Consider the following 25,334-nt stretch of genomic DNA (forward strand, 5'->3'; position numbering starts at 1 on the left):
GGTGGTTCGGTGGTCCGGTGATTCCGTGGATCCGGCGGTCAGTTGAGGTGCTGGGGGCCGAACGCCTGCGGCAGCATCTCGTCCAGCGTGCGGAGCCCGTCCGGGGTCTCCAGCACCAGTGCGGGGCCGCCGAATTCGTACAGCAGCTGCCGGCAGCGGCCGCACGGCACGAGCACGTCGCCCGCGCCGTCGACGCAGGTGAAGTGGGTGAGCCGGCCACCGCCGCCCAGGGTGAGCGCGGAGACGAGGCCGCATTCCGCGCACAGGCCGATGCCGTACGAGGCGTTCTCGACGTTGCATCCGGTGACCGTACGGCCGTCGTCGACGAGCGCCGCCGCGCCGACCGGGTAGCCCGAATACGGGGCGTACGCACGGGACATGGCGTCCCGTGCCGCGGCCCGCAGGGCTTCCCAGTCGACGGCGGCGGACTCCGCGGTGCCCGTCACTTGCCCTGTCCCTTGCGGTAGCGCATGCCGTCCGCCTTGGGCATCCGCAGGCGCTGCGCGGACAGTGACAGAACGAGCAGGGTGACGACGTACGGCGTCGCGCCGACGAAGTCCTCGGGCACGGTGTCCGTCACCAGGTACCAGACGAGGATGAGCGCCGCCACGGCCGCGCTCGCCAGGGCCTGGACCTTCGCCCTGCGGTACGCCTTCCACGCGGCGAGCAGCACCAGCAGGACCACCAGCATCAGCAGCAGGGCGTGCACGGTGTCGCCGCCGTTGCGCAGCTGGAGCGCGTCGGAGAAGCCGAACAGGCCCGCGCCCATGGCGAGTCCGCCCGGACGCCAGTTGCCGAAGATCATCGCGGCGAGACCGATGTAACCGCGGCCGCCGGTCTGGTTCTCCAGGTAGACGTGCGAGGGGACGGTGGCGAGGAACGCGCCGCCGAGTCCCGCGAGACCGCCGGAGATGGCGACCGCCATGTACTTGTACGAGTAGACGTTGACACCGAGCGACTCGGCGGCGATCGGGTTCTCACCGGCGGAACGCAGCCGCAGCCCGAACGGCGTGCGCCACAGGATCCACCAGGTGGCGATGAACAGGACCACCGCGAAGAGCGTCAGCACGGAGACGTTGGTGACCAGGCCGCCGACGATGCCCGCGAGGTCCGAGATCAGGAACCAGTGGTGGCCGGCCAGCGTCTTCAGCCCGTCGGAGAGCCCCGGGACGGTCACGTCCGGGATGGAACCGACCGGTGGCGACTGCTTGGGGTTGCCGCCCTTGGCCAGCGCCTCACCGGAGTTGAAGAAGAGCTTGGCGAGGTACTGCGTGACACCGAGCGCGAGCAGGTTGATCGCCACACCGGAGACGATGTGGTCGACGCCGAAGGTGACGGTGACCACCGCGTGCAGCAGTCCGCCCAGCACACCGAAGGCGACACCGGCGATCAGGCCGAGCCAGGGGCTGGTCTGCCAGCCGATCCAGCCGGCGCCGAAGGTGCCGAGGATCATCATGCCTTCGAGGCCGATGTTGACCACACCGGCGCGCTCGGACCACAGACCGGCGAGTCCGGCGAGACCGATCGGGACGGCGAGGCCGAGTGCGGCGCTGATCTGGCCCACGGAGTCGAGCTGTTCCGACCCGGTGAGGACCCGTACGGCCGACAGCAGGATCAGCGCGCCCGCGACGATCAGCAGGATCCGCGGGACGGAGAGCCGGCGGCGGGCGGGCTTGCCGCCCGGCGTCTTCGCGGCCGTGGAAGGAGGGGCGTTGGTTGTCATGGCGGTCATCACGCCACCTCCAGCTTCTCGGTCTTGGCGGCCTGCGCGGCGAGTTCGGCGCCGACCCGCTGCTGCTGGCGCTTGAGGCCGTAACGGCGTACGAGTTCGTAGGCGATCACGACGCACAGGACGATGACGCCCTGGATCACGCCGAGGATCTCCTTGTCGTAGCCGATGAGTTCCAGGTGGTTGGTGGTGCGCTCCAGGTAGCCCCAGAGGAGGGCGGCGAGCGCGATCCCGATGGGGTTGTTGCGGCCGAGCAGCGCGATGGCGATACCGGTGAAGCCGACGCCCAGCGGGAAGTTGTTGCTGAACGAGTGGCTGTCATTGAGCAGCGTCGGCATGCCGATCAGACCGGCTGTGGCGCCGGAGATGAGCATGCTGGTGATGATCATCTTCTTGACGCTGACACCGCTCGCCGAGGCGGCGGACTCGGACTGGCCGACGGCGCGCAGGTCGTAGCCGAAGCGGGTGCGGCCGAGGATGAACCAGTACGCCACGCCCGCCAGAGCGGCGATGACGATGAAGCCCCACAGCTGTCCTGCCGGGCCGGTGTCGATGGAGAAGAACCACGAGGACGAGGGCAGCGACTTGGTGGAGACGAGGGTGCCCGCGTCGTCGAGCTGGCCGAGTTGGTCCGGCTGGATCAGGTAGCCGATGACCGCGGTGGCGATGGAGTTCAGCATGATCGTGGAGATGACCTCGCTGACCCCGCGTGAGGTCTTGAGGACACCGGCGATGCCGGACCACATGGCTCCGACGAGCATCGCGACGATGATGATGACCGGGATCTGGATGATGCCGGGCAGGTTCAGCGCGCCGCCGACGACGGCGGCGAAGAAGGCCGCGATGCGGTACTGGCCGTCGACGCCGATGTTGAACAGGTTCATCCGGAAGCCGATGGCCACCGCGATGCCCGCGAGGTAGTACGTCGTCGCCTTGTTGAGGATGTAGATCTGGCTGTCGCTCGCCGAGCCGTACGACAGCATGTCGTTGAAGGCTTCGAACGGGTTCTTGCCGGTGGCGAGGATGATCAGCGCGGTGATGACCAGCGCGGCGATCACCGCCAGTACGGGCGCCGCGATCGCGAGGAGCAGCCGCTCCCTGTCGATGCGGGCGATGAGCTTCTTCATCGGTCCTCTTCCCCCGTCTCGCCCTGGGGCCGGGATTCCGGGTTCGGGTCCTGGTCGTCCAGGTTCGTGGCAGGGGCAGGGGCAGGGACAGGGACGTCCGTGCCCGGGTCCTGGGCTTCCAGGTGGCCGCTGGCCGCGCCGGTCATGGCGGAGCCCAGCTCCTCGGGGGTGATCGTGGCGGGGTCGGCGTCCGCGACCAGGCGGCCGCGGTACATCACCCGCAGGGTGTCGGACAGGCCGATCAGCTCGTCCAGGTCCGCGGAGATCAGCAGGACGGCGAGACCTTCGCGCCGTGCCTCGCGGATCTGGTCCCAGATCTGGGCCTGCGCGCCGACGTCCACGCCCCGGGTCGGGTGCGCGGCGATCAGCAGCCTGGGCGCGTGGCTCATTTCGCGTCCGACGATCAGCTTCTGCTGGTTGCCGCCGGACAGGGACGCCGCGGTGACCTCGATGCCGGGGGTGCGTACGTCGTACTCGCGCACGATCCGCTCGGTGTCGCGACGGGCGCCCTTGGCGTCGATCAGGCCGTGCCTGGAATTGGGTGCCTCGGTGACATGGCCGAGGATGCGGTTCTCCCAGAGCGGGGCCTCCAGCAGCAGTCCGTGCCGGTGACGGTCCTCGGGGATGTAGCCGATACCGGCCTCGCGCCGCTTGCGGGTGGGCGCGTGGGAGATGTCGGTGCTGCCGAGGGTGATGACACCGCCGTCCGGGTCGCGCATGCCCATGACGGCCTCGACCAGTTCGGCCTGGCCGTTGCCCTCGACGCCCGCGATCCCGAGGACTTCGCCCCGGTGGATCGTGAAACTTATGCCGGCCAGGACGTCCCGTACGACACCGTCGGTGTCGGTGGCGGTCAGCTTCAGGTTGTCGACGGTGAGCGCGGGGATGTCGGTGACGGTCGACTCGCGGGTCTCCGGGGAGGGCAGCTCGCTGCCGACCATCAGCTCGGCGAGCTGCTTGGTCGTGGTGGTGCGCGGATCGGCGTCGCCGACCGTCGTCCCGCGCCGGATGACCGTGATGGCGTCGGCGACCGACAGCACCTCGCCCAGCTTGTGCGAGATGAAGATGACGGTCAGGCCCTCGGACTTCAGCTCGCGCAGGTTGTCGAAGAGCGCTTCGACCTCCTGCGGCACGAGGACCGCGGTGGGCTCGTCGAGGATGAGCGTACGGGCGCCGCGGTAGAGGACCTTGAGGATCTCCACGCGCTGCCGGTCGGCGACGCCCAGTTCCTCCACGAGGACGTCGGGCCGTATGCCGAGGCCGTACGCGTCCGAGATCTCCTGGATCTTGGCGCGGGCCCTGGCGCCGATGCCGTACAGCTTCTCGCTGCCGAGCGCGACGTTCTCCAGGACGGTGAGGTTGTCGGCCAGCATGAAGTGCTGGTGCACCATGCCGATGCCGCGCGCGATGGCGTCCGCGGGGCTGCCGAAGGCGACCTGCGTGCCGTCGACGGTGATGGTGCCCTCGTCCGGCTTCTGCATGCCGTAGAGGATCTTCATCAGGGTCGACTTGCCGGCGCCGTTCTCCCCGCAGAGGGCATGCACGGTGCCTCTGCGGACGGTGATGTCGATGTCGCTGTTGGCGACGACACCCGGGAAGCGTTTGGTGATGCCGCGCAGTTCGACGGCAGGAGCCGCCTCGACAGGGGCGGCGGCGGGCGGGGCCGCGGACGGGCTGGACGCGTTGATGGCGCACTCACCTCGGATGGAAGGAGCGTTGGGCGGGGGGCGTTCGGTGACGCTAGCGCGTCAACTCCCGCCTACACGCGTAGAGTTGACACATCGTTACCACCAAGTGAGGCCCGGTGGGAGGGGTCGAGATCCCTCCCACCGGGCCCGCGCTCCGGCGTCGCAGGTTCAGCCCCGCGCGCCGTAGCCGATTACGGGGTGGTCTTGACCTTGACCGAACCGTCGACGATCTTCTGCTTGGCTTCGTCGATCTTGGGCAGGATGTCCTTGATGAAACCACCACTGGTGGTCAGCGAGACACCGTCCTTGGACAGCGCGTAGGTGTTGGTGCCCACCAGCGGCTTGCCGTCCTTGACGGACTTGACCAGGTCGTAGACGCCGAGGTCGACGTTCTTCACAACGGAGGTCAGGATCGAGCTCTTGTACGCGGCGAGCTGCGCCTGGTTGTACTGGTCGGAGTCGACGCCGATCGCCCAGGCACCCTTGGTGCCGTGGACGGCCTCGATGGCGCCGGAGCCGGAGGAGCCGGCCGCCGTGTAGATGACGTCCGCGCCCTTGTCGAGCATGCCCTGAGCCGCGGCCTTGCCCTTGTCGGGGCTGGCGAAACCGGAGGTGTCGGAGCCGTGCGACAGGTACTGCACGTCGACCTTGATCTTCGGGTTGGTGTCGTGGACACCCTGGACGTAACCCGCTTCGAACTTCTTGATCAGCGGGACGTCGACGCCGCCGATGAAGCCGACGTGGTCCTTCTTCGTCTTGAGGGCCGCGGCCACACCGCCGAGGTAGGAGCCCTGCTCCTCCGTGAAGACGATGTTGTCGACGTTCTTCGCGTCGACGACCGAGTCCACTATGCCGAAGGTGGTCTGCGGGAACTTGTCCGCGGCCAGCTTCATCGAGCTGGCGTACGCGAAGCCGATGCCCACGACCGGGTTGTACCCGGCCTCGGCGAGCTGCGAGAGACGGTCGAGGCGGTCGGCCTCGGTGTCGGTGGTCTTGGCGGTCAGTTCCTTGACCTCACCACCGAACTCGTCCCTCGCCTTGTCGACACCGCGCGCGGCGGAGTCGTTGAAGGAGTGGTCACCACGACCACCGACGTCGTAGGCGATGCCGACCTTGACGCCACCCTTTGCGGAGCTGGACGAGGCGTCACTGTCCTTGGCCTTGTCGGCCGATGTGCTGCCACACGCGGTGGCAGACAGAGCGAGCGCGGCGGTGGCGAATCCCGCCGCAGCGACCTTGATTACCCGGCGCAAGAGGGTGGTCCCTTCAACCTGACCAAAGCGCCTCTTTTGGCGCTGGTTTAGCGGCGATCGTAACGCGCGTAGATGTCGGACAAAGACCTGTCCGAAAGCTGTTATCGGATCGTCGCGAACGGGAGGTGACGGGAAAAGTACTGGCCGATTACAAGCGGTGGCGGTCCATCAGTGCCGCTCCGGTGAAAAGTTCAACTCCCACCTGGATCGCACGCTCATCCACGTCGAAATCGCCACGATGCAGGTCGTAGCGACCAATATCACCCGGTTCCTTCACGCCGAGCCTCGCCATCGCGCCAGGAACCTGCTCCAGGTACCAGGAGAAGTCCTCGCCGCCGAGGCTCTGCTCGGTGTCCTCGATCGCGTACGAACCGCGTCTCGCGGTCTGCGCGTCCCGCAGCAGTTCCGTCGCGCCCTTCTCGTTGACCACCGGCGGCACTCCCCGTACGTAGGTGATCTGCGACTTGGCGTGATGGAGCGAGGCCACCTCGTCGATCGCGGCATGGACCAGATCGGGGGCGTCGTGCCAGGCGACCAGGTCGAGGCAGCGTACGGTTCCGGACAGTTCGCCGTGCTGCGGGATGACGTTGGCGGCGTGGCCCGAGGTGATCCGGCCCCACGTGAGCGCCAGCCCGGAGCGTGAGTCGACCCGGCGGGCCAGTACGGCCGGCACGTCGGTGGCGACGCGGGCGAGCGCGGTCACCAGGTCGGTGGTCAGGTGCGGCCGCGCGGTGTGCCCGCCGGGGCCGTCCAGGGCGACTTCCAGCCGGTCGCAGGCGGACGTGATGGGACCGATGCGCAGCCCGATCTTGCCGGCCTCCACCTTGGGGTCGCAGTGCAGGGCGATGATCCGGCCGACGCCTTCCAGCGCCCCGGACTCGATGGCCAGCGCGGCGCCGCCGGGCAGCACCTCCTCGGCGGGCTGGAAGATCAGCCGCACGGGGTGGGGCAGCAGCCCCTGCCGGTCGAGATCGGCCAGAACGAGCCCGGCGCCGAGGACGACCGTGGTGTGGACGTCGTGTCCGCAGGCGTGCGCGCGGTCGGGCACGGTGGAGCGGTACGGGACGTCCGTCTTGGTGTCCGGGATGGGCAGCGCGTCCATGTCGCCGCGGAGCGCCAGCATGGGGCGTACGCCGTCCCAGGTCCCGATGTCGCAGATGAGCCCGGTTCCGGAGGCCAGTACCCGGGGCTCGAGACCGGCCCGCTCCAGTCGCCGCTTGACCGCGGCCGTGGCGCGGTACTCCTGATTGCCCAGCTCGGGGTGCATGTGCATGTCCCGCCGGAAGGCGATCAGCTCGGCACGCAGGTCGTCGGGGAGCGCACCGGGAAGCGCAGCTTCTCCGGGCAGATCTTGATCTGTCTCATCGGACGTCAACTGGTTCACCTGCCGAACGTTAGGCCCTGCAAGGATCAACGATGGCTGGATACATAAAATTTCAGCCACACAGTCGCACCCAGCCCTTACTCGGACGCTTAATGGTCACTTCCGTGGGGTATGTGGGTCGACTTCCCACAAATGAGCACGGCACGCCTGGTGGCGCTTGATCCGTACCGATCCGCATAGATCCACTGATACGGCGCGGCCGCGCCGGCCCCCGGAACGGAGCGTGGCGCGGGGAACGGATACCGGCCAAGAACGGCGGGTCCAACGGGTGAGGCACGCAAAAGGCGCGGCCCGGCCCACCGGTGGAGTCCATCGGTGGGCCGGGCCGGGTGTCCTCAGGCCGTCGGGCCGGTTGGCCGTTCGGCCGGGAGACCGTCGGGCCGGGGTTCGGCGCGGGCCGTCAGGCCGTTGCCGGGAGGCGGGGCAGGCGGTGGATGTCCCGGGCCGTGCCGGTGACCACCGACAGGAAGCCCTCCGCACGGGGGGACGCCGATTCCCTGAGCCATTCCGGCGCGATGTCGCACACAGCGACTCGTACGCCCGTGCCGGCGAGGGCCAGGGGAAGCGTGTGGACGACGGTGGAGGGGAAGCTCACGACCGTCGCGCCTATCGGGCCACGGCGTGCGATGACCTCCAGCGGCAGGTCGGGGCGGACGATCTCCAGGTCCGTCGCCGCGTGCAGCCGGTGCAGCTTGTCCACGGCCTCGCGGCGGTGGGCGAAGTAGCGGGTGGCGTTGTGGGTACGGGCCAGGGCCACGACCGCTTCGAGGTACTGGTCCTCGTCCACCACGCCCGTCTCGACCAGCGACGTGCCGACCATGTCGGCCGCGCCCTCGTGGATCGAGGGCGGGCCGAAGGTGGCGCGGGTCCACTCGAAGGTGTTGGGCGTCACGGTGATGCCGTCGGGTACCTCCCCCACCGGCATCGAGGTGAAGACCTCGACGCTGCGGGCGGCGGTCGGCGTGAGCCTGCGCCGCGCCGCTGCCGTGACCGGGGCGAGTATCAGCTCACGGGGACCGCGGCCGCCGCCGCGGCGGTGCCAGCGCACCAGCCGCTCGCCCCGGGCGAGCTGCCCGACGAACTCCATGGTCGCCGTGCCGTCGTCCACGACGGTCAGCGCCTTCCCGTGGACGAGCGTCAGCAGCAGCTGCACGTAGCGGGAGAACGGATCGCCTATGACGATCCGGTCCGCTCTGCGCAGCATCGGTGCGAGCTGGCGCACAGTCCGCAGCGGCGCCCCCGCACTCGCGCGCGCCTCTTGCCAGCGCACAGTGAAGCCCTCGTCCCGCGCCAGCTCCGCCATCCGGCGGAGCTGGCCACGCGACATGGGATCGGTGGGCGAGAGCACGATGACGGTGAGCTGGTCACCGGTCGCGCTCGCCCGGGCCCACTCCAGCACGTTCAGCAGCTGGACCGGGCTCTCCACAAAGGCGATCACACGCGGGTGCTGGGGGCGAGCCCCACTGGGACTGGTCACGAGTGTCAGACCGCCGCCGGCACGGACGTCTCGGCCTCGGCGACGACGCCCGCGACGCGGCGGAGCTTCTTCATCGGGCCCAGCTCCGACTCGTAGACCTTCTTGACACCGTCACCGAGGGACGCCTCGATGGTGCGGATGTCGCGCACGAGGCGCTGCAGGCCCTGCGGCTCGACGGACGCGGCCTGGTCCGAACCCCACATGGCGCGGTCGAGGGTGATGTGACGCTCGACGAAGGTGGCGCCGAGGGCGACGGCGGCGAGGGTGGTCTGGAGACCGGTCTCGTGGCCGCTGTAGCCGATCGGGACGTTCGGGAACTCGGCCTGGAGGGTGTTGATGACCCGCAGGTTCAGCTCCTCGGCCTTGGCCGGGTACGTCGACGTGGCGTGGCAGAGCAGGATGTTGTCGCTGCCGAGGACCTCGACCGCGTGACGGATCTGCTTCGGCGTCGACATGCCGGTCGAGAGGATGACGGTGCGGCCGGTGGCGCGCAGGGCGCGCAGCAGCTCGTCGTCCGTGAGGGACGCGGAGGCGACCTTGTGGGCCGGGACGTCGAACTTCTCCAGGAACGCGACGGCCTCGGTGTCCCACGGGGAGGCGAACCAGTCGATGCCGCGGGTCTTGCAGTGCTCGGAGATCGTGCGGTACTCGTCCTCGCCGAACTCGACGCGGTGACGGTAGTCGATGTACGTCATCCGGCCCCAGGGGGTGTCGCGCTCGATGTCCCACTGGTCGCGCGGGGTGCAGATCTCCGGGGTGCGCTTCTGGAACTTGACCGCGTCGCAGCCGGCTTCGGCGGCCACGTCGATCAGGGCGAGCGCGTTGTCCAGCTCACCGTTGTGGTTGATGCCGATCTCGCCCGTGATGTAGACGGGGCGGCCGGGTCCGGCGGTACGCGTGCCGAAGGTACGCAGGCGGGAGTCGGTCATGGTGGGTCCTTACTTCTTGTCGAGGGTGTTCGTGTGGGGGGTGTTCAGACCCGGTCCGAGGATCCAGGCCGCGATCTCGCGGATCGCGCCCTCACCGCCGGGGGTCGTGGTGACGGCACGCGCGGCTGCGCGTACGGCGTCATGGGCGCTCGCGACGGCCACGGGCCAGCCGACGAGCCCGAAGCACGGGAGATCGTTCACGTCGTTGCCGACGTAGAGCACTCGCTCGGGTGCGACCCCGTGCTCGTCGCACCACTGTTTGAGTGCGAGGTCCTTGCGGTCGATGCCGTGGAGTACCGGCACCTGAAGCTTTCTGGCGCGGGCCGCGACGACCGGGTTCTGCTCGCTGGAGAGGATGAGCAGTTCGAGTCCGGAGCGGCGCAGCGCGGCGATGCCGAGGCCGTCGCCCCGGTGGACGGCGACCGTCTCGCGTCCTTCGGCGTCGACGAGGACCTTGTCGTCGGTCTGGGTCCCGTCGAAGTCGAGGACGACGGCGTCGATGTCCGCGTGCGAGGGCAGGACGGCCGGGTCGAGGAGCGGCGCGAGGACGCGGGCGCGCTCCAGGTCGTGCGGGTCGTCGATCTCCAGGACCCGGGCGGGGTCCGTGGGGACGAGGGCGGTGCGGCCGAAGAACCGGTGGTTCGCCTCACGGAAGCCGTCGGCGCGCATCGCGTACGCGGCGCCGGTCTCCAGGAACTCCTGGGGACGGTCCTGGCGGCGCGGCCGGTTCGACTTGTCGTGGTTGACGCCGTAGCCGTTCAGCTTCGCGTCGGCGTCGGTGAGCTGTCCGCCCTCCTGACGCCAGATGAAGCCGTGGGTCGGTGCGACGGTCAGCGCGGTGTCCGCGCCGTCCTCGGTGACGGCCGAGGCCACGCCGTCGAGGTCGTCGGCGGTGATGAACGGGCTGGTGCACTGCACCAGCAGGACGACGTCCGCGACCACGCCGCGCATCGCCTGGTGCGCGTCCATCGCGTGGAGCACGGCGGCCTCGCTGGTCGCGGTGTCACCGGCGATCGCGGCGGGCCTCAGGACGACCTCGGCCCCGGCGATCCTGGCCGCGTCGGCGATCGCGGCGTCGTCCGTCGAGACGACGACGTCGGTCACGTGACGGGCGGCGAGGGCGGCGCGCACCGCGCGGACGACCAGCGGTACGCCGCCGACGGTGGCGAGGTTCTTGGCGGGGACGCCCTTGGATCCACCGCGTGCGGGGATCACGGCGAGGACGGTCATGTCGTGCGCTCCTAGGTTCGCGGCCCGCCGGTCGGCGGCGGGCTGCGCTGTGGGGGGCCGGCCGGAGGCGGACGGCGTGGTGGGCTGCGCGGCGGCGGCCTGCCGGCCGGCCGCGGTCAGCTGGTCCGCGGCGGGCGGGGTCACAGCTCGCCCATCCGGCGGATGACGGGGGCCACCCGCTGGACGCCGTGGCGGTAGGCGCCGCGCGCCGCTCCGCGTACGGCCTCGCGCACCACGCGGCGGACCCCGGAGGACCCGTTCGAGGCGGCGCGGGCGGACGACGGTGTGCCGTCGGGCGCGAGGTGGTAGCGGGCGAGCAGCCCCGGCAGGTATCCGGGCGCCGTGGTGGTCGTGTAGTACGGGCTGATGGCGGGCAGTTCGCCCTCGTCGTGCAGGTCGAGCAGGCCGGCCACGCGCTTGCGCGCCTGGTCGAAGGCCGAGGCGTACGAACCGTCGGCGGCGACGCCCTGCCGGTCGGCCCAAACGGCGTCCGCCTTGGGCCGGTTGCCGCCGTCCAGCTGGTCCCAGGACGCGAGGCAGCCCGAGCCGATGAAGTGGTGGTTGCCGAGCGGTTCGCGGATTCCGAGGTCGGTGAGGATCGCCGTCGGGATGCGCCGGTGCAGGGATTCGAGGGCCGCCGTCGAGGAGACGGTGACCAGGAGGTCCGTACGGTCGAGGACCTCGCCCATGTTCCCGTACACCAGTTTGAAGTTCGGCGGCAGACCGCCGGGCACCTTCTCGGCGAGCTTCTGGTAGGGGAACTCCTCGATGTGCGTGGTCTGTTCACCCACCTGGCTGCGCAGCTTGAGCAGCACCTCGCGGCGCGGGTGCAGCCTGGCGTGCTCGATCAGGCGCCTGAGTACGTACGCACGGTCGGCACGGCTCACCGGGACGGACGGCTGCGCCGCGAAGACCACGGTGTCGCGGTCCTCCTCCGGCCGGTAGCGCTCGCCGCCCAGGAAGGGCAGCGCCGCCTCCGTGACCGACGAGGCGTCGGCGCCGACACCTTCGTACACCGCGCGGAAACGCGCCGCGTCGTGACGGGAGTTGGCGAGGACGACGTCCGCACCGTGCCGCAGCAGCAGGCCGTCGGACAGCTTCTCGTAGACGACACCCACGTACCCCGTGACGATGACGGGGCGCTTGGCGAGACCGAGGGCCGCGAGGCCGTGCAGCATCGCCTGTACGGCTCCGCCGACGAGGGCCAACACGACAATGTCGTACGGCTCTTCATCGCTCAGCGCGTGCAGGAAGCCGGTGCCCGTCATCTCGCGCAGCGCGTCGGCGTCCGCGCCGACCTCGGCAAGCTGTCTGGCCGTGGGCGTGGCTCGCCCGCGCAGCAGGAAGCCGCTCAGCTCGATGTCGCGCTCTTCGGGGACGATGCGGCGCGCGGTGAGCGCGCCCCACTTCCACCGGGTGTCCGAGTCGGCGAGCACTGCGACCCGAACCGCGTGACTGCTACGTGATGGCACGTCCTGGACGTTAGAAAGCCAATTCGTTGCTCCGCCCAACTCAATGGCAACGAAGGGTTAACAGAACATCTACGGATGGGGGCGGCGCACCCGGAGCGAGCGGGTTAACCGTTCCGCCACGCTTCGTTCACCCGCCATCCCTCCGAATGTCAGGGGACAGGATGTGGCGCCGCCTAGCCTCACGTGCGTGGTCAAGCTCTCCGTCGTCGTGCCGTTCTACAACGTGCAGACATACGCTCCCGAAACCCTCAGAAGCCTGCGCGCGAACACGCGTGACGACTTCGAATTCCTGTTGGTCGACGATTGTTCGTCCGACGGGACCCTCGAGATCCTTGAACGGGCGGAGCGTGAACTCCCGGGGGCGGTCGTCCTCAGACATGAACGCAACGGCGGCCTCGCCACCGCGCGCAACACCGGACTCGACTCCGCGCGCGGTGAGTTCGTCACCTTCCTCGACGGCGACGACTGGGTGGCCCCCGGCTACTACGCGCAGGTGGTCGAGGCGGCCGAAGGGCTCGGCGTCGACTTCGTGCGCACCGACCACGTGCAGTTCACCGGCAAGGCGCGGACGATCCACCGGGTTCCGGTGGGCCTGCGTGACGAGGTGCTGCGGCCGCGTGACGTGATCCTGCCCGCCGACCGGTCGACGTCCGTGGACTACCCGTACGCCTGGGCGGGCGTCTACCACCGCAGGCTGGTCGAACGCGGCCTCGTGCACTTCACGGACGGGCTGCGGACCGCCGAGGACCGGCCGTGGATCTGGCGGCTGCACCGCGAGGCGGAGAGCTTCGCGGCGCTCAGCGTGCTCGGGATCTTCTACCGGCGCGGGGTCGCCTCCTCGCTCACCCAGATCGGTGACGTGCGGCAGCTCGACTTCATCCGCGCCTTCGACGAGGTCATCGAGGAGACCGCCAAGGACCCGGAGGCGGACCGGTTCCTGCCGAAGGCCGTCCGTACGTACTGCGCGATCATTGCCCACCATCTGGGATCGATAGAGCGGTTCGAGCCGTCCGTGGCGCGCCAGTTGCGCGCCATGAGCGCCGGCGCCCTGAAACGACTGCCCCAGGACGTTCTCAAGGAAGCACTGGATTCGATGGACCTGGAGCGCTCGACCCGACTGCGCCGTCTGCGACGGCGGTCCGCTGCTACCGGCAAGGCGGTCGCGTGATGGCGTCGAACACGTCGGAGAGTCGTACAACTCCCGCTGCCGCGGCCACTCCTGGCACCGCCGGCCCGGGGGCCGCCCGTACGAGGGGGCTCACGCAGATCTTCTGCGCGTCCTCGCTGTACGGAGCCGCCACGCTGGCCGCCGCGATCGACGCCGGGCTCTTCGGCCCGGCCGAACGGCGCCTGCTCGTCGTCTGCAACAACTCCGCGTCGCCCGAACTGCACCCGTCCATCGACCGGATGCCGGGCTTCGAGCAGCTGCGTGACCGGTTCGACGACCTCGTGTCGTGGAACGAGACCATCGCGCCGTTCCACCCGAGCGGCTGGTCGCCCCGGTCCGACGACACCCCGCTGTGGGAACGCCACTTGAGGCTCGCCTGGGGCCTCGGCGACACGCGCGTGGAGGTGGCCGTCGAGTCCATCCAGGTCAACCCCGCGCTCGCGATCACCGAGATCTTCACGGGCGCGCCGCTGACGGTGTACGCCGACGGCCTGATGAGCTACGGGCCCACGCGCTCCAAGATCCCCCCGCTGATCGGCAGCCGGGTGCGCCGGCTGCTCCATCTCGACCTCGTACCCGGCCTCAAGCCGCTGCTCCTCACGGAGTTCGGCGTCGAGCCCGAGCTGGTGCCGACGGAGGCGTTCCGCCGCGTGCTCGACACGCTCACCGACACGGCGGAGGGCATCGCGACGCCGTCGGTGCCTCCGGTGCTGATCCTCGGCCAGTACCTCTCCGCGCTCGGGATCCTCACTGAGCGCGAAGAGGAGGAACTGCACGCCACGATGGTGCGCGGTGCCGCCGCCCTGGGTCACAAGCACGTGGTGTTCAAGCCGCATCCGGCCGCGCCCTCGGAGTGGTCGAAGCTGCTCGAGGACGAGGCGAAGAAGGCCGGAGTCGAACTGACGGTCCTCGACACGCCCGTGCTCGCCGAGGTGTTGTACAAGCGGCTGAAGCCCGTCCTGGTCGTCGGCTGCTTCTCCACGGCGCTGTTGACGGCGTCCGCCTTCTACGGAATCCCGGTGGCCCGCACGGGCACCGAGATCCTGCTGGAGCGGCTCGCGCCGTACCAGAACAGCAACCGCGTGCCGGTGACGATCGTGGACGCGCTGCTCACGCCGCTGGACGACGACGGTTCGTTCGAGCCGGAAGCGCACCTGGGCGAGCTGGTCGAGGCGGTCGGCTTCGCGATGCAGGCGCAGATCTACCCGAACTTGCGTCCGGCGGCGGAGCGTTACCTCTCCACGCATCTCGACGACCGTACCTGGCGCTACTTCAAGCGCCGCCGCCTGACGGCGCTCGGACTGCCGGGCGCGATCCCCTCGCAGCTCGCCGCGATCCCGCGCAACGCGACGGCGCGGCGGATGGTGCGGCGGGCGAGGAAGCTGCGCCGGACGGTCCTGCGGTAGGTCCTCCGGGACCGGCTGTGCTGTGAACGACGAAGGGGGGCGGACCACTCGACCGAGTGGCCCGCCCCCCTTCGTGTTCGGTCAACTCCCCTGTGCGGAGCCCAGGATCGCGCGCAGGTCGGCGGCGTTCGCCTGCGTGACCTTCCACAGCTCCTGCTGCCTGGCGTGCACGTCGGCCACGGCCGCCGCGTGATCGTTCAGCAGCCCGAGCGCCCGCTCCGTGAGCACCGCGCCGAGGTCCTTGTCGTGGACGGAGACGCCCCACTCCGGACGCTCGATGTCGGCCAGGAAGTACGTCATCTTCGGGTGCGAGATCAGGCTGATGATGGGCGTACCGCAGCCGAACGGGATCATCCCCGCGTGCCCGCGCATGCCGATCACCAGCTTCGTACGGGCGTACGTGTCCCGGATCGCGTCGTTGTCGAAGTCGTACATCGGGATCACCGGCAGCGAGATGCCGTGCTCACGCCGCAGATCGACGACGATCTTCTCGTCGTCGAGCGAGTGCGCCACACACTTCACCTCGGCGTGCGCACCCAACGCCCTTATCGCCTTGGCCATTTCGGCGAGGAAGTGCGCGTAGTCATGGCCGAAGCGCAGGCCGGCCCGGTCGTACGCGGCATTGATCAGGACGGTGTTCTCGCGCTCGTCCGGGTCCGTCCAGCCGTCCACCAACTGCCGTGTGACGGTGGTCGGGCAGGGCTGGAAGCGGACCTTGTCGTGCAGTTCGGCGGGCAGCAGCGCCCTGACCTTCTCGATCGAGCCGTGGTTGCGGAGCCCGAAGAACGAAGCGCGCTCGACGAGTCGGCGCAGCGCCGTGTCGAAGCGGCGGCGCCGGTAGGACTGGCCGTCGAAGGCGTTGAAGCCGACCGCGTAGACCATGACGGGCACGTCGATACGGTTCAGCAGTTCGTCCGGGACGTTCCACTGCCAGCCGCTGTTGCCGTTGGGCGCCGTGTCCGGGATGAACAGTCCGCCACCGCCGATGACCAGCCCCCGACGGGAGTTGACCCGTTCGAGCGCGGCCTCGTCGAAGAGCCGGTGGGCGTGGATGGAGTGCCAGCGGTTCGGGCCCGTATCGGCGCCGAAGGTCAGCCGTACGGACTCGGGCAACAGCTTGTCACCCGCGTTGCCCTGCTCCGGCATGTAATACGCCACGTGCGCCAGCTGCTCGCCCGCCGGGCCCTCCTGGGGCTCGGTCCGGGCGCGCGTACGGCGTTGCATCTGGCGGCTGTTGGGGTGGGTCGGGTCGACCGCGAGCCCTTCCATCGCGTACGTCTGCGCGAGCGCGTCGTCGCCGTGCACCCAGGCGATCTGCGCCAGCCGGCCGAAGGCGGTGGCGGCCCGCTTGGGGGCGGCGGTGGCCAGCAGCAGCTGGGCGCGCGCCTCCTCGTAACGGGAGACGGACATCAGGGCGTGGCCCAGCACTTCGTGCGGCCAGGCCGCGTCCACCGGGATGTGGACGCTGCGCAGCAGCTCCACCGCCTCCTCGTACTCGCCCGCGGCGATGTGGGCACCGGCGACCTTGCGCGCGCAGTCCAGATCGCCGGTGCGCGCCACGTGCGGGGTGCCGAAGTGCACGAGCAGATCGTGGTGCGTGGCGCCCTTCAGCTCCACGTACGCGGCCTGGAACTCGGCGTCGGAGACGTCCGTCTTCGCGTTCTCCTTCGCGTCGAACGTACCGATGAGCTTGGCGTTGAGCGCGACGAAGCCGCCGTCCAGCACGGCGTCGAGAAGGCCGAAGCCCTGCTCGGCCACCGCGTAGCCGCCACTGTGTCCCATGGCGTCGAGCCGCGCGCAGAACGCGTCGTTGAGATACGCGCGCTGGATGACCAGCGGGCCCGCCGCGAGCCGGGCCGACCGGTCGCCGGGCCCCTCCGTGAACTGGGCCAGTGCGGCGAGCCCTTCGCGCTGCCGCAGCAGCTCACCGAGGTTGCCCGGCACCACCATGCGGGGGTCCAGGACGATGACGGTGTCGTAGTCGCGTATCCGGAAGGCGTCGAGGAAGCAGTACGCCGTCCAGGAACCCGCTCCGGGCTGGTGCTCCCCGGGCGCCTGGGCGACGGCGCCGTACGACGCGTACCGCGCGGTGTCGACGGCCCGCAGTTCCGTGCGCGGGTGCAGCGTGTGGATACGGTCGACCGCGGCGGGCGTCAGTCCGTCGTGCAGCACGACGAAGTCCTCGCACAGCTCCGGGTTGGAGAGGGCGAGACTGCGCAACAAGACGAGGAAATCGTCGAGTTGGCCTTCACCGACAAAGGCGGCGAAGGCGATACGGCGCTTGCCGGTGAGCGGGTTGGCGGCTCCGTCACCGGAGAGCGTGGGGGCGGTCATCTCAGGGAAATCCTCATATCGGTGACGCTCTGGGCGCGTTCCATGACCCACGCCTTCTCGCTGGTGTACTCACGCTCGGAGGTGACGGGGATCCGCATCGCCCCCGGCAGCCGGTGGACACCGCTCTCGTAGAAGTCGAAGCCGATCAGGTCGAGCGTCGGGCTGACGTCCAGGAAGTCCAGCATCCACAGCGTGTTGAAACCGCTGGTCGGTATGGAGGGCCAGGAGTCCCAGCCCACCCCGCCGATGTGGCGCAGCGGCCAGCGCAGCGTCTCGTCGCCCACGTACTTCTGCGCTCCGGGCACCAGCCGGTCGCGCAGCGAGTACCGCCAGTCCTCGGAGACCCCGCCGTAGGCCAGCCGCAAGGTGACCGGACGGTCCCAATTGAAGCCGTGTTCATGGCTGGTGGCGTGGATGTCGGTACGGCTACCGGTGTCCTGCGCCTCGGTGCGGTACGAGCTGAAGCGCACGACCAGGTCGTACGCGTCGATCTCGGCGCCCAGCGAACTGCCGTTCATGCGAGCGGAGTTGGCGACCAGGCAGATGGACTTGCCCGCTATGAGATTGCGCAGTTCGCCGAGACCGATCCAGTCGGCCTCTTCGAAGGTCGGATCCAGCACGGGCGGTCGCATGCGGTTCCTGCGCTGATCGGCGTAGAGGCCGATGAGTTCACGCAGTTCGGAGGCGTCACCGCCGGCGGCCGTGATCCGCAGGTCGAGGTACCGGCTGACGGCTTCCTGCAGTTCGAGCACCGGGCGTCCGGCCCGGCCCATGCCGAGGAGCGCGCCGACGAGCCGCGGCTCCGCCTGCTCGCGCTCGCCGAGTTCGTGCAGGGCCAGACCTTCGGCCCACACGTCGGCGGCGGGACCGGCGGCGAAGTTCTCGGCCCGGGGGCAGTCACGGGCCAGCAGCGTCAGCATGTCCTGCTGCCGCTCGGTGGCCACCCGCAGCCCGGCGAGCTTGGGTGCCACGCCGAACCGGTCGTCGGCGGTGAGGCCTAGATAGCGCTCGTACGCGTCGACGGCGGCGGCCTCGTCTCCCGCGGCCTCCAGCGTCCTGGCCCGCAGCCGCCATCCGGCACGGGAGTTGCCGCGTTCGGTCAGCACGGTGTTGCCGACGAGGAGCGCGAGCTTCAACTCCGCGCCACCGCGGCCGCGGTCGCACTCCAGCGCCTTGGAACCGACGGCGAGGAGCGCGTCGAAGAGCGCGTCACTGACACCGAGCGGGGCCGGCCCGGGCTTGCCGGCGGGCTTGCCCTTGCCGGACTTGCCGGTCCCGGACTTGCCTGACTCCGGGTGGGCTGCCGCCAGCGCCTGCTTCTCGCGTGCGTGGACATCGAGCAAATGCCGGAGCTTCTCGATCAGCTCCGTTCGTTTGCGGTCGCCTTTTACCGCCGCCGACTCAGCCTCGTACCGCGCGCAGGCGCGCAGACAGACAGCGTGGTGGGTCGCCTCGATCCGGTCGTCGGCGCGTGCCGACGCGACGGGCTGGTCGGTGGTGGCGTTCGTACCCGCGCCGTCGTCCACGCCGGTCGTACCGGTCGTGTCGGCTGCGCCGTTCTTGCCGCCGCGCCGTCTCGGCCATAGGCTGCGGACCTTTGTCATGCTGCTCCCGGACGTCTGCTGCCACCCGCTACAGGTGGGGGGCAGGTGACAGGTTAGGAAACCCGCCGGGCCAGCAGGTGAACTCACACCGTCGGTCAGGAAAACGCAGCACCTCAGACGTCACAGGAGCAGCTGCCCGATGCCCGCGACGACGGCCGCGAGCCCCGCGGAGCGGGCTTCCACGTCATAACCCGGGGCGGCGGAGTCGGAGGCTCCGGACATGGAACTTAACAACGTTAAGGACGCGCCGGGCCCCGTGCCCGCCGCCATCCCCACCTCTATCTCCACCCCAGTCGACGTCCTGATCGTCGGGGCGGGTCCCACGGGCCTCGCCCTCGCCTGCGACCTGCGGAGACGCGGAGTCTCCGTACAGGTCGTGGAACAGTCGGACGGCCTCTTCCCGGGCTCACGCGGAAAGGGCGTTCAGCCCCGCACGCTGGAGGTCCTGGACGACCTGGGCGTGATCGAGCCGATGCTGGCGCACGGCGGCATCGCGCCGGTCGCCATGCTCTGGCGGGACGGCGAACGGCAGGGCGAACGGCGGGTGTTCGAGGACATCGCCCCGACTGACGCGGAACCGTACGGAGGCCCCTGGCTGGTGCCGCAGTGGCGCACGCAGGAAATCCTGTACGCCCGGCTCACCGAGCTGGACGGGAGCGTCACCTTCGGCACGAGGCTGACGGACATCACGCAGGACGAGCAGGGGGTCACGGCGCGGTTGTCGGCCGTCACGGCGGGCGGGGAGCCCACGGAGACCGTCGGGACCGGCCGGACCGGGGAGAGCGTCGGGAGCGGGGAGACGGACGGGACCGGCCGGACCGGGGAGACCGGCGGGGAGACGCCCCGGTGGACGTCCGGCGGGACGGTCCGCGCGCGGTACGCGGTCGCGACGGACGGCGGCCGCAGCACGGTGCGCGGCCTGCTCGGCATCGGCATGAGAGGCGAGAGCGTCGACCCCGCCCCGATGCTGGTCGCGGACCTCCGCATCCGCGCGCACGCGCTCGACCGGCTGAACTGGCACACCTTCGTGGACGACGACGGCGCGTTCCTGACGCTGTGCCCGCTGCCCGCGACCGAAGACTTCCAACTGGTCGCCCAGTTCAAGGACGGCTCGGCGCCCGACACCTCGGCGGCGGGGATACGCAAACTCGTCGCGGCGCGGACCCATCTCACCGCGGCGGACGTCACGGAAGTGCGGTGGTCGTCGGACTTCCGGCCGCGAACCGCACTGGCGGACCGGTTCCGCGACGGCCGGATCTTCCTGGCGGGAGACGCGGCACACCTCCACTCCCCGGCGGGCGGGCAGGGCCTGAACACCAGCATTCAGGACGCGTACAACCTGGGCTGGAAGCTCGGCCAGGTGATCAGACACGGCGCGAGGACGGCGCTGCTGGACACGTACGAGGAGGAACGGCGGCCCCTGGCCGCGGAGATGCTCGCACTGTCGACCCGCATCCACCGGGGCGAGGCGTAGCGCGGCACGGCGACCCGCCAACTCGCCCTCGGCTACCGGGGCGGCCCCCTGTCCGCAGGCTCGGCGGGAGCCCTGCACGCGGGCGACCGGGACCCGGACGGCCCCCTCCCGGACGGCACAAGAATCTTCGACGCCCTGCGGGGCCGCACTTCACCCTGCTGACCGTGGGGACGGACGCAGAACTGCCGCCACTGGAGGGCGAAGCAATCCGGGTACACCACCTGGACGCCTACGCCCCGTACGGCAGGGGCCTGTTCCTGATCCGCCCGGACGGCTACGTGGGATGGGCGGGCGAGGACGCGTCGGGGACCGGGGACCGGACCGCGGCCGGACTGGGAGTGGCTGCGCGGATGCGGGTTGATGGGGTAGCGGGGGATTGCCGGGTGGCGGGTTCGGGCAAGGACTGCCGCGGCTTCGCGAACACGCTCTCGCCCGCGCCGATCGGGAGACCCGCAGCCAGGCAAAGCACCTGACAGGTCATTCGCCGGCCGCACTTTGACATTCTTGGCTATCACCGGTAACCACCACCTCGGCGCCTCAGCCGATCTTCCCGCCGCATTTGTTCCCTGCCGCGCCGCATGGTCGGGCTCTGCTCGTCACCCTCTACTGACTCCGCCTTGTCCGTGACGTCCGCGTCACTCAGGTCGACTTCGGGCTGAGACGCGTCGGCATCGGGTGACACCGCGGCGGCAAACCGCTGCGTCGCATTGGCATGGTGGCCACTTGAGAACCGGCCGGAGAAAGTTTTCGCCGTCGCCGCGTGGCGTCCCTGCCGGTTGCCCTTGGATCCATGGTCGCCCTGCTTCCTTCAGTGGTCTCCCATTCACTCTGGGAAACTGGAAAACTACGCACAGAGCTACGCTTGCTTCGGCGGCAGGACTTCAGAGCTTTAGGAGCTGTCTGCGCGGGGGTTGGGACCAGTGAAGCCCCCGGAGCCGAACGCGACACTTGAGCGGCTGTTCCGTGAGAGCGGGTGGAAGATGCGCCAACTCGCCCAAGCGATCAACCGCATCGGAACCGAGCGAGGGACGCCACTCAAATGCTGTGAACCGTCGGTCCACCAGTGGCTGAAGGGACACATCCCCAGGGAGAGCGTCCGGCCGCTCATCGTGGAGGCCTTGGACTCGGAGACTCAAAGGCCCGGTCACACACGCCGAGGCAGGTTTCCCCTCGGCACTCGACCGGTTGAAACAATCCGGCAGCACCGTGGAAGGACTGATCGATCTGGGAAGACAGGACATGGATCCCTCCCGCCGGACCGATTTCAGTGCGGGCCTTTTCTCTGCGGCTCTCACCACCCCTGGCCGGCCCGACGGGATGGGCCGGACGGACTCCGATCAAGACCGATCCACACCGGCGAATTGGCCAGCCAGAGTTCCAGGCAGTTCCAGCCATGACCGACCGACTGTCAGATCTCGATGCCGAATTGGTGGCCGCTACGCCCGACCCATTGCCGCCGCTTGGTCAACACGGTCACCCCCTAAGTGAAGGCAACCACATCCAGCGAAAACCGCAAATCGATGATGTCTGCAGCCACGATCCTGTGCTACTTGACCGGATGGATGGCAGTCGATGAGGGGGCGCACGGCGGATCGTAGGAGTACTACGCAAAGGTCTGGAGCTTGCTGGCACCAGTGGCGACCACATGACCGATTTCCACGTCCTGCGCGGCATGTCGGTTCAGGCAGCAAATCTTGGCCACGACGCACCAACAGTGAGACTCGCGAACGCCGCTGCGGAAGCATCTCCGGAATCCAGCCCCCGCATGCGCGCATTTCTCGCGCCGGGCAGCAAGCACATTCTTACGCCCTGACAGGTGAGCGAAGCAATGCGTTGAACAGCCTCCGTGAGGCAGAACGCGCGGCGAATCAGACAGAAAGCCAACTCGGAACATTTGGCAGATTCGACTCAGCCACCTTGACATATTCCGCATCGCAAGTCAGATACGCCCCGGGAGACGTGAAGGGGGGCATTGATTCTCTTCACGATTATTTCTGTCTGCGAGATTCAACAGAAACGCAGAGAACCAAACTCATCTTCAGTTCCCTGCTCACAGAAAGACAACTTGAAGTCACTCTCTGAAGAATGCCGGCCCGGGCTTCGAATCCCGTCGTTGGACTGACAGCGGCGGTTCCACCGGCATCAAGTTCACCGGCTGCTCGGACGACTACAGCAACAAGAGCGTCAGTGTCCTTCTCCGCAAGGACACCCTCGGGCCGGACCCCGCCTACGTGCGAGCGTCGTTCACCAACTGCTTCGCCAGCGGCACGGCAACCTCTTCCGGCACATGGGTCGACCACGGCTCCGGCGACTACTACTTCGCTGTCAACGATGCCCTTGTGGGGGTGCATGTCACGGTCAAGTCGCTGACCGTAACGTACTAAGCACTTTCCCTACCCCTTGGGGGTGCGCCCGCACCGCACGGGCGCACCCCCAAGGGGGCTTACTTTCTGCCACGAGGTCTTCCCCCATGCCCCTGCAGTACCAGTCCTGCACCTTCCGTTACGGCCGCAGGTCACGTCCGGTCCTCGATCGGCTCGATCTGGCGTTTTCGCCGGGCCACACCGTCCTTCTCGGCCCCAACGGCGCAGGCAAGAGCACACTGCTCTCCCTCGGCGCCAGCGCCTCGATTTCACATGCGGGGCGCATCCAGTATGGGGAGCTTGATCCGGCCAACCGCAAACACACGCGGGCCTATCGAAGCAAGGTTTCCTGGCTGCCGCAGCGTCCCGGATTCCTTCCCGGGCTGACGTGCAGAGAGCATGTGGCTTATGTGGGCTGGCTCAAGGGCATGCGGGAGCGGGACGCCTGGAACGCCGCGACGGAGGCGATCGAACGAGTAGGCCTCACCGAAAAAATCAACAGCAGAGTCAAGACGCTGTCCGGCGGTCAGCAGCAGCGGATAGCCATCGCGCAAGCGCTCGTACACGATGCAGAATTGTTGCTTCTCGACGAGCCGACCGTCGGACTCGACCCGCATCAGCGGCGCCGATTCCTCGATTTGCTGATCTCGCTGCGCGGCAAGGTTCATGTGATCGTCTCGACTCACGACATCGGCGACCTCGACGAAGCTTTCGACGAGGTCGTGGTCCTTGAATCGGGGAAACCGAGGTTCCGGGGCACAGTTGAGGAGTTCGCCGGCCACGCTGCGCCGGACTGCGCGCCGGGTCGGCGCCTGGAGGCCGCCTACGCGTCGCTCCTGGAGGCAGCCGAATGATCACTTGGGCCAATCTCCGCGCCTCGGCCGCACCCTGGCTGGTTCTTCCCATCCTGATATACGCAGGCCTGTACATCGACGACGCGATCTTCACCGGACCGTCGAAGTACGATGTCGAGTCCGGCGAACTGGCCGCCCACGCCGTCGCGGTCATCGCCCCGGCCGTGGCAGCGACTGCCGCGTGGGAGGCGGGCCGCCACCGTCTGCTGGGCGCTTTGAGCATCACAGGTCAACGCGGCCCGGTCCAGCAACTCTTGAGGGCTGTTACCCCCGTCTTGGTCCTGCTCCTCGTCCTCGTCACCGGAGCGCTCACCGTGGCCCACCACGCGGTGGGCGTGCTCCCCGGAGGGGCAGGGTGGCTGGCTGTAGCGCACCTGATCGCGCTCTCCCTCGGTTGGTCGGTCATCGGCTGGTGCCTCGGGCTCATCACGCCCAGGAGTATCGCCGCCCCCGTCATCGGCATTGGCTGCTGGGCGTGGCTGTCGATGCCGCACGCGATGTCCAATTCATGGATGCGGCACCTGGGTGGCTTCATCGACGGGCAGTCGACCGTCACCGATGTGCTCAGCCCAGCCGTCTATCTGGTGCCGTGGGGTGTTGTCGCGGGCCTGGCGCTCGCGTTCTGGGTTTTGGCCCGGATGCGCCGGCGCGCCTGGGCGGTGGTCATCGCCCTGGCCGTGACGGCAGTCACCTTCACCGCAGGCCGTGCTGCCGTGATCGACTGGGGTTACCAGAACCCTTCAAACCCCCGCGAGGTGACACTGACTTGTACCGGGCAAGCACCGAGGGTGTGTGTACCGCCGGAGTACGAGCCTTACGCCGAACAGTTGCGGCGGGACGCCCTGGCTCCGATCAGACAGCTGAAGGACGCTGGCGTAGCCGTCCCGCAAGAGTTGCGCGTTGCCTCCGCGAAGGTTCCCCTCAAGCCGGGCACCTGGCCGTTGTACTGGTCGCTGCTTCCACTCGGCAGTGACCAAGACCCTGCCCAGTACGCCGCCGACCTGGCGGAATCGGCGGTAACCGGCACCGCCGCGCTCGCCGGCGTGAACGACTGCCGACAGCCGGGCTCACCCGCCGCCGCCTGGGCTGCCCTGGTGGTCGGATTGGACGAGAAGGGTGTACAGGCCGCGCTGTCCCCCACCGATTGGGCGGCACTCCTGAAAATCCGCCGGCTTCCCGCGCAGGAACAGGCCGACTGGTTCACCAGGGCGGCTGTGAGCCAAAAGCGCTGCGACAAGGCCATCTCATGAACCGCTATGCGATCGCTGTGCGCCGCTGGTGGGCTATCCCCGCGGCGCTCGCCCTGCTCGTCGTGGTGTGCTGGACGATGGGGGCGAGCGAGGTGCCTGTCCCGAGTCTGTTCAGCGGCACGGGGAGCGCCCAGCTCGCCTACTTCACACCCGTCTTGATCGTCATCGCGGTCATGTACTGCCTGGAACGGCAACTGCGTGAAGCTGAGACCACAGCAGTCCTGCCCGTCCACCGGTTCGATCAGGGTGCCGTCATTCTCACCGCGGCTCTCGCGCACGCGGCCGGGCTGGTGGTCGGAATGGACATCGCCCGCAACGTCACGCTCCTGCTGGCTCTCGCGCTCCTCACACGCCGCCTCACCAACGAAGCCACGGCAGCGGGAGCAGGGCTGATGCTCCTCGTCATCAACCTCATCCTCGGCCGCGCCTACAACCCCGACGGCTACGCGACCCATACCTGGTGGGCCATTGCCCTCTACCCCTCCGACAGCATGACCGCGTGGCTGGTCACGGTGGCCGTATTCGCACTCGCACTTCTGTCGGCGTTCTCACGGCCTTCAGCTTCGCCTTGACGCCTGAACCAGCCCGACAG

The 25,334-nt window shown here is 69.0% G+C and carries 20 protein-coding genes; 8 read left to right on the plus strand and 12 right to left on the minus strand.

The genetic code is table 11. From position 1 onward, the window contains the following. Positions 1-38 precede the first annotated feature (38 nt). The 10 genes from ACIP6N_RS08035 to ACIP6N_RS08080 all read right to left on the minus strand — a co-directional run bounded on the left by ACIP6N_RS08035 (position 39) and on the right by ACIP6N_RS08080 (position 12,289). Positions 39-446: a cytidine deaminase gene (locus ACIP6N_RS08035; protein ID WP_401813801.1), complete on the minus strand. Its 408-nt coding sequence runs from the start codon at positions 444-446 to the stop codon at positions 39-41. Then, the gene (locus ACIP6N_RS08040; protein ID WP_401813803.1) at positions 443-1,732 is read right to left on the minus strand and encodes an ABC transporter permease; all 1,290 of its coding nucleotides are present in this window, start codon (positions 1,730-1,732) and stop codon (positions 443-445) included. Before ACIP6N_RS08040 ends, ACIP6N_RS08035 begins: the two co-directional genes overlap by 4 nt. After that, positions 1,732-2,856 (minus strand): ABC transporter permease, encoded by a 1,125-nt coding sequence (locus tag ACIP6N_RS08045; RefSeq protein ID WP_401813805.1) that lies wholly within the window; start codon positions 2,854-2,856, stop codon positions 1,732-1,734. The genes ACIP6N_RS08040 and ACIP6N_RS08045 overlap by 1 nt, the downstream gene beginning before the upstream one ends. Beyond that, a complete protein-coding gene (locus tag ACIP6N_RS08050) occupies positions 2,853-4,544 on the minus strand; it encodes an ABC transporter ATP-binding protein (protein ID WP_401814402.1) in 1,692 nt (563 codons plus the stop codon). Before ACIP6N_RS08050 ends, ACIP6N_RS08045 begins: the two co-directional genes overlap by 4 nt. 191 nt (positions 4,545-4,735) lie before the next feature. Continuing rightward, complete coding sequence (locus ACIP6N_RS08055; RefSeq protein WP_401813806.1) at positions 4,736-5,797, minus strand: BMP family protein; 1,062 nt, start codon at positions 5,795-5,797, stop codon at positions 4,736-4,738. A 148-nt stretch (positions 5,798-5,945) separates the two neighbouring features. Beyond that, positions 5,946-7,181, minus strand: coding sequence for an amidohydrolase (locus tag ACIP6N_RS08060; protein WP_401813807.1), 1,236 nt, complete (start codon positions 7,179-7,181; stop codon positions 5,946-5,948). A gap of 400 nt (positions 7,182-7,581) precedes the next feature. Continuing rightward, the gene (locus ACIP6N_RS08065) at positions 7,582-8,619 is read right to left on the minus strand and encodes a hypothetical protein (RefSeq protein WP_401813808.1); all 1,038 of its coding nucleotides are present in this window, start codon (positions 8,617-8,619) and stop codon (positions 7,582-7,584) included. A gap of 44 nt (positions 8,620-8,663) precedes the next feature. Further along, complete coding sequence (locus tag ACIP6N_RS08070; RefSeq protein ID WP_401813809.1) at positions 8,664-9,587, minus strand: N-acetylneuraminate synthase family protein; 924 nt, start codon at positions 9,585-9,587, stop codon at positions 8,664-8,666. A gap of 9 nt (positions 9,588-9,596) precedes the next feature. Beyond that, on the minus strand, positions 9,597-10,817 hold the full coding sequence (locus ACIP6N_RS08075) for a cytidylyltransferase domain-containing protein (RefSeq protein WP_401814403.1): 1,221 nt from the start codon (positions 10,815-10,817) through the stop codon (positions 9,597-9,599). Between the two features lie 140 nt (positions 10,818-10,957). Then, the gene (locus ACIP6N_RS08080) at positions 10,958-12,289 is read right to left on the minus strand and encodes a DUF6716 putative glycosyltransferase (RefSeq protein ID WP_401813810.1); all 1,332 of its coding nucleotides are present in this window, start codon (positions 12,287-12,289) and stop codon (positions 10,958-10,960) included. 187 nt (positions 12,290-12,476) lie between these two features. Here ACIP6N_RS08080 and ACIP6N_RS08085 point away from each other — a divergent pair, with 187 nt between their 5' ends. Together ACIP6N_RS08085 and ACIP6N_RS08090 are read left to right on the plus strand one after the other, a co-directional pair. Beyond that, positions 12,477-13,457, plus strand: coding sequence for a glycosyltransferase family 2 protein (locus tag ACIP6N_RS08085; RefSeq protein WP_401813812.1), 981 nt, complete (start codon positions 12,477-12,479; stop codon positions 13,455-13,457). Next, positions 13,457-14,863, plus strand: a complete 1,407-nt coding sequence (locus tag ACIP6N_RS08090) for a polysialyltransferase family glycosyltransferase (RefSeq protein WP_401813814.1) — start codon at positions 13,457-13,459, stop codon at positions 14,861-14,863. The genes ACIP6N_RS08085 and ACIP6N_RS08090 overlap by 1 nt, the downstream gene beginning before the upstream one ends. 81 nt (positions 14,864-14,944) lie before the next feature. Here ACIP6N_RS08090 and ACIP6N_RS08095 read toward each other — a convergent pair whose 3' ends face one another. Together ACIP6N_RS08095 and ACIP6N_RS08100 are read right to left on the minus strand one after the other, a co-directional pair. After that, entirely contained in the window at positions 14,945-17,197 is a 2,253-nt protein-coding gene (locus ACIP6N_RS08095; protein WP_401813816.1) for a polysaccharide pyruvyl transferase family protein, read from the minus strand. Continuing rightward, entirely contained in the window at positions 17,194-18,801 is a 1,608-nt protein-coding gene (locus ACIP6N_RS08100) for a glycosyltransferase family 29 protein (RefSeq protein ID WP_401813817.1), read from the minus strand. The genes ACIP6N_RS08095 and ACIP6N_RS08100 overlap by 4 nt, the downstream gene beginning before the upstream one ends. A 220-nt stretch (positions 18,802-19,021) precedes the next feature. Between ACIP6N_RS08100 and ACIP6N_RS08105 the strand changes: the two genes are divergently transcribed. From ACIP6N_RS08105 to ACIP6N_RS08130, 6 genes are all read left to right on the plus strand, one after another. Beyond that, positions 19,022-20,275: an FAD-dependent monooxygenase gene (locus tag ACIP6N_RS08105; protein WP_401813818.1), complete on the plus strand. Its 1,254-nt coding sequence runs from the start codon at positions 19,022-19,024 to the stop codon at positions 20,273-20,275. A 164-nt stretch (positions 20,276-20,439) separates the two neighbouring features. Next, complete coding sequence (locus ACIP6N_RS08110) at positions 20,440-20,748, plus strand: hypothetical protein (RefSeq protein WP_401813819.1); 309 nt, start codon at positions 20,440-20,442, stop codon at positions 20,746-20,748. A 920-nt stretch (positions 20,749-21,668) separates the two neighbouring features. After that, positions 21,669-21,851, plus strand: a complete 183-nt coding sequence (locus ACIP6N_RS08115; protein ID WP_401813821.1) for a hypothetical protein — start codon at positions 21,669-21,671, stop codon at positions 21,849-21,851. 894 nt (positions 21,852-22,745) lie between these two features. Beyond that, positions 22,746-23,492 carry an ABC transporter ATP-binding protein gene (locus ACIP6N_RS08120; protein WP_401813823.1) on the plus strand — a complete coding sequence of 249 codons (747 nt, stop codon included), beginning with the start codon at positions 22,746-22,748 and terminating at the stop codon, positions 23,490-23,492. After that, the gene (locus tag ACIP6N_RS08125) at positions 23,489-24,742 is read left to right on the plus strand and encodes a hypothetical protein (RefSeq protein WP_401813824.1); all 1,254 of its coding nucleotides are present in this window, start codon (positions 23,489-23,491) and stop codon (positions 24,740-24,742) included. The genes ACIP6N_RS08120 and ACIP6N_RS08125 overlap by 4 nt, the downstream gene beginning before the upstream one ends. Beyond that, positions 24,739-25,314, plus strand: a complete 576-nt coding sequence (locus ACIP6N_RS08130; RefSeq protein ID WP_401813826.1) for a hypothetical protein — start codon at positions 24,739-24,741, stop codon at positions 25,312-25,314. The genes ACIP6N_RS08125 and ACIP6N_RS08130 overlap by 4 nt, the downstream gene beginning before the upstream one ends. Positions 25,315-25,334 lie beyond the last annotated feature (20 nt).

The organism is Streptomyces sp. NPDC088725, from assembly GCF_044751305.1.
GTDB lineage: Bacteria > Actinomycetota > Actinomycetes > Streptomycetales > Streptomycetaceae > Streptomyces.

What these genes read in the sequence shown, in the direction of transcription:
- ACIP6N_RS08040 (WP_401813803.1), bottom strand. Translation starts at nt 1,732, where the DNA reads ATGACCGCCATGACAACCAACGCCCCTCCTTCCACGGCCGCGAAGACG.
- ACIP6N_RS08045 (WP_401813805.1), bottom strand. Translation starts at nt 2,856, where the DNA reads ATGAAGAAGCTCATCGCCCGCATCGACAGGGAGCGGCTGCTCCTCGCG.
- ACIP6N_RS08070 (WP_401813809.1), bottom strand. Translation starts at nt 9,587, where the DNA reads ATGACCGACTCCCGCCTGCGTACCTTCGGCACGCGTACCGCCGGACCC.
- ACIP6N_RS08075 (WP_401814403.1), bottom strand. Translation starts at nt 10,817, where the DNA reads ATGACCGTCCTCGCCGTGATCCCCGCACGCGGTGGATCCAAGGGCGTC.
- ACIP6N_RS08090 (WP_401813814.1), top strand. Translation starts at nt 13,457, where the DNA reads ATGGCGTCGAACACGTCGGAGAGTCGTACAACTCCCGCTGCCGCGGCC.
- ACIP6N_RS08095 (WP_401813816.1), bottom strand. Translation starts at nt 17,197, where the DNA reads ATGACCGCCCCCACGCTCTCCGGTGACGGAGCCGCCAACCCGCTCACC.
- ACIP6N_RS08100 (WP_401813817.1), bottom strand. Translation starts at nt 18,801, where the DNA reads ATGACAAAGGTCCGCAGCCTATGGCCGAGACGGCGCGGCGGCAAGAAC.
- ACIP6N_RS08105 (WP_401813818.1), top strand. Translation starts at nt 19,022, where the DNA reads ATGGAACTTAACAACGTTAAGGACGCGCCGGGCCCCGTGCCCGCCGCC.
- ACIP6N_RS08115 (WP_401813821.1), top strand. Translation starts at nt 21,669, where the DNA reads ATGACCGACCGACTGTCAGATCTCGATGCCGAATTGGTGGCCGCTACG.
- ACIP6N_RS08120 (WP_401813823.1), top strand. Translation starts at nt 22,746, where the DNA reads ATGCCCCTGCAGTACCAGTCCTGCACCTTCCGTTACGGCCGCAGGTCA.
- ACIP6N_RS08125 (WP_401813824.1), top strand. Translation starts at nt 23,489, where the DNA reads ATGATCACTTGGGCCAATCTCCGCGCCTCGGCCGCACCCTGGCTGGTT.
- ACIP6N_RS08130 (WP_401813826.1), top strand. Translation starts at nt 24,739, where the DNA reads ATGAACCGCTATGCGATCGCTGTGCGCCGCTGGTGGGCTATCCCCGCG.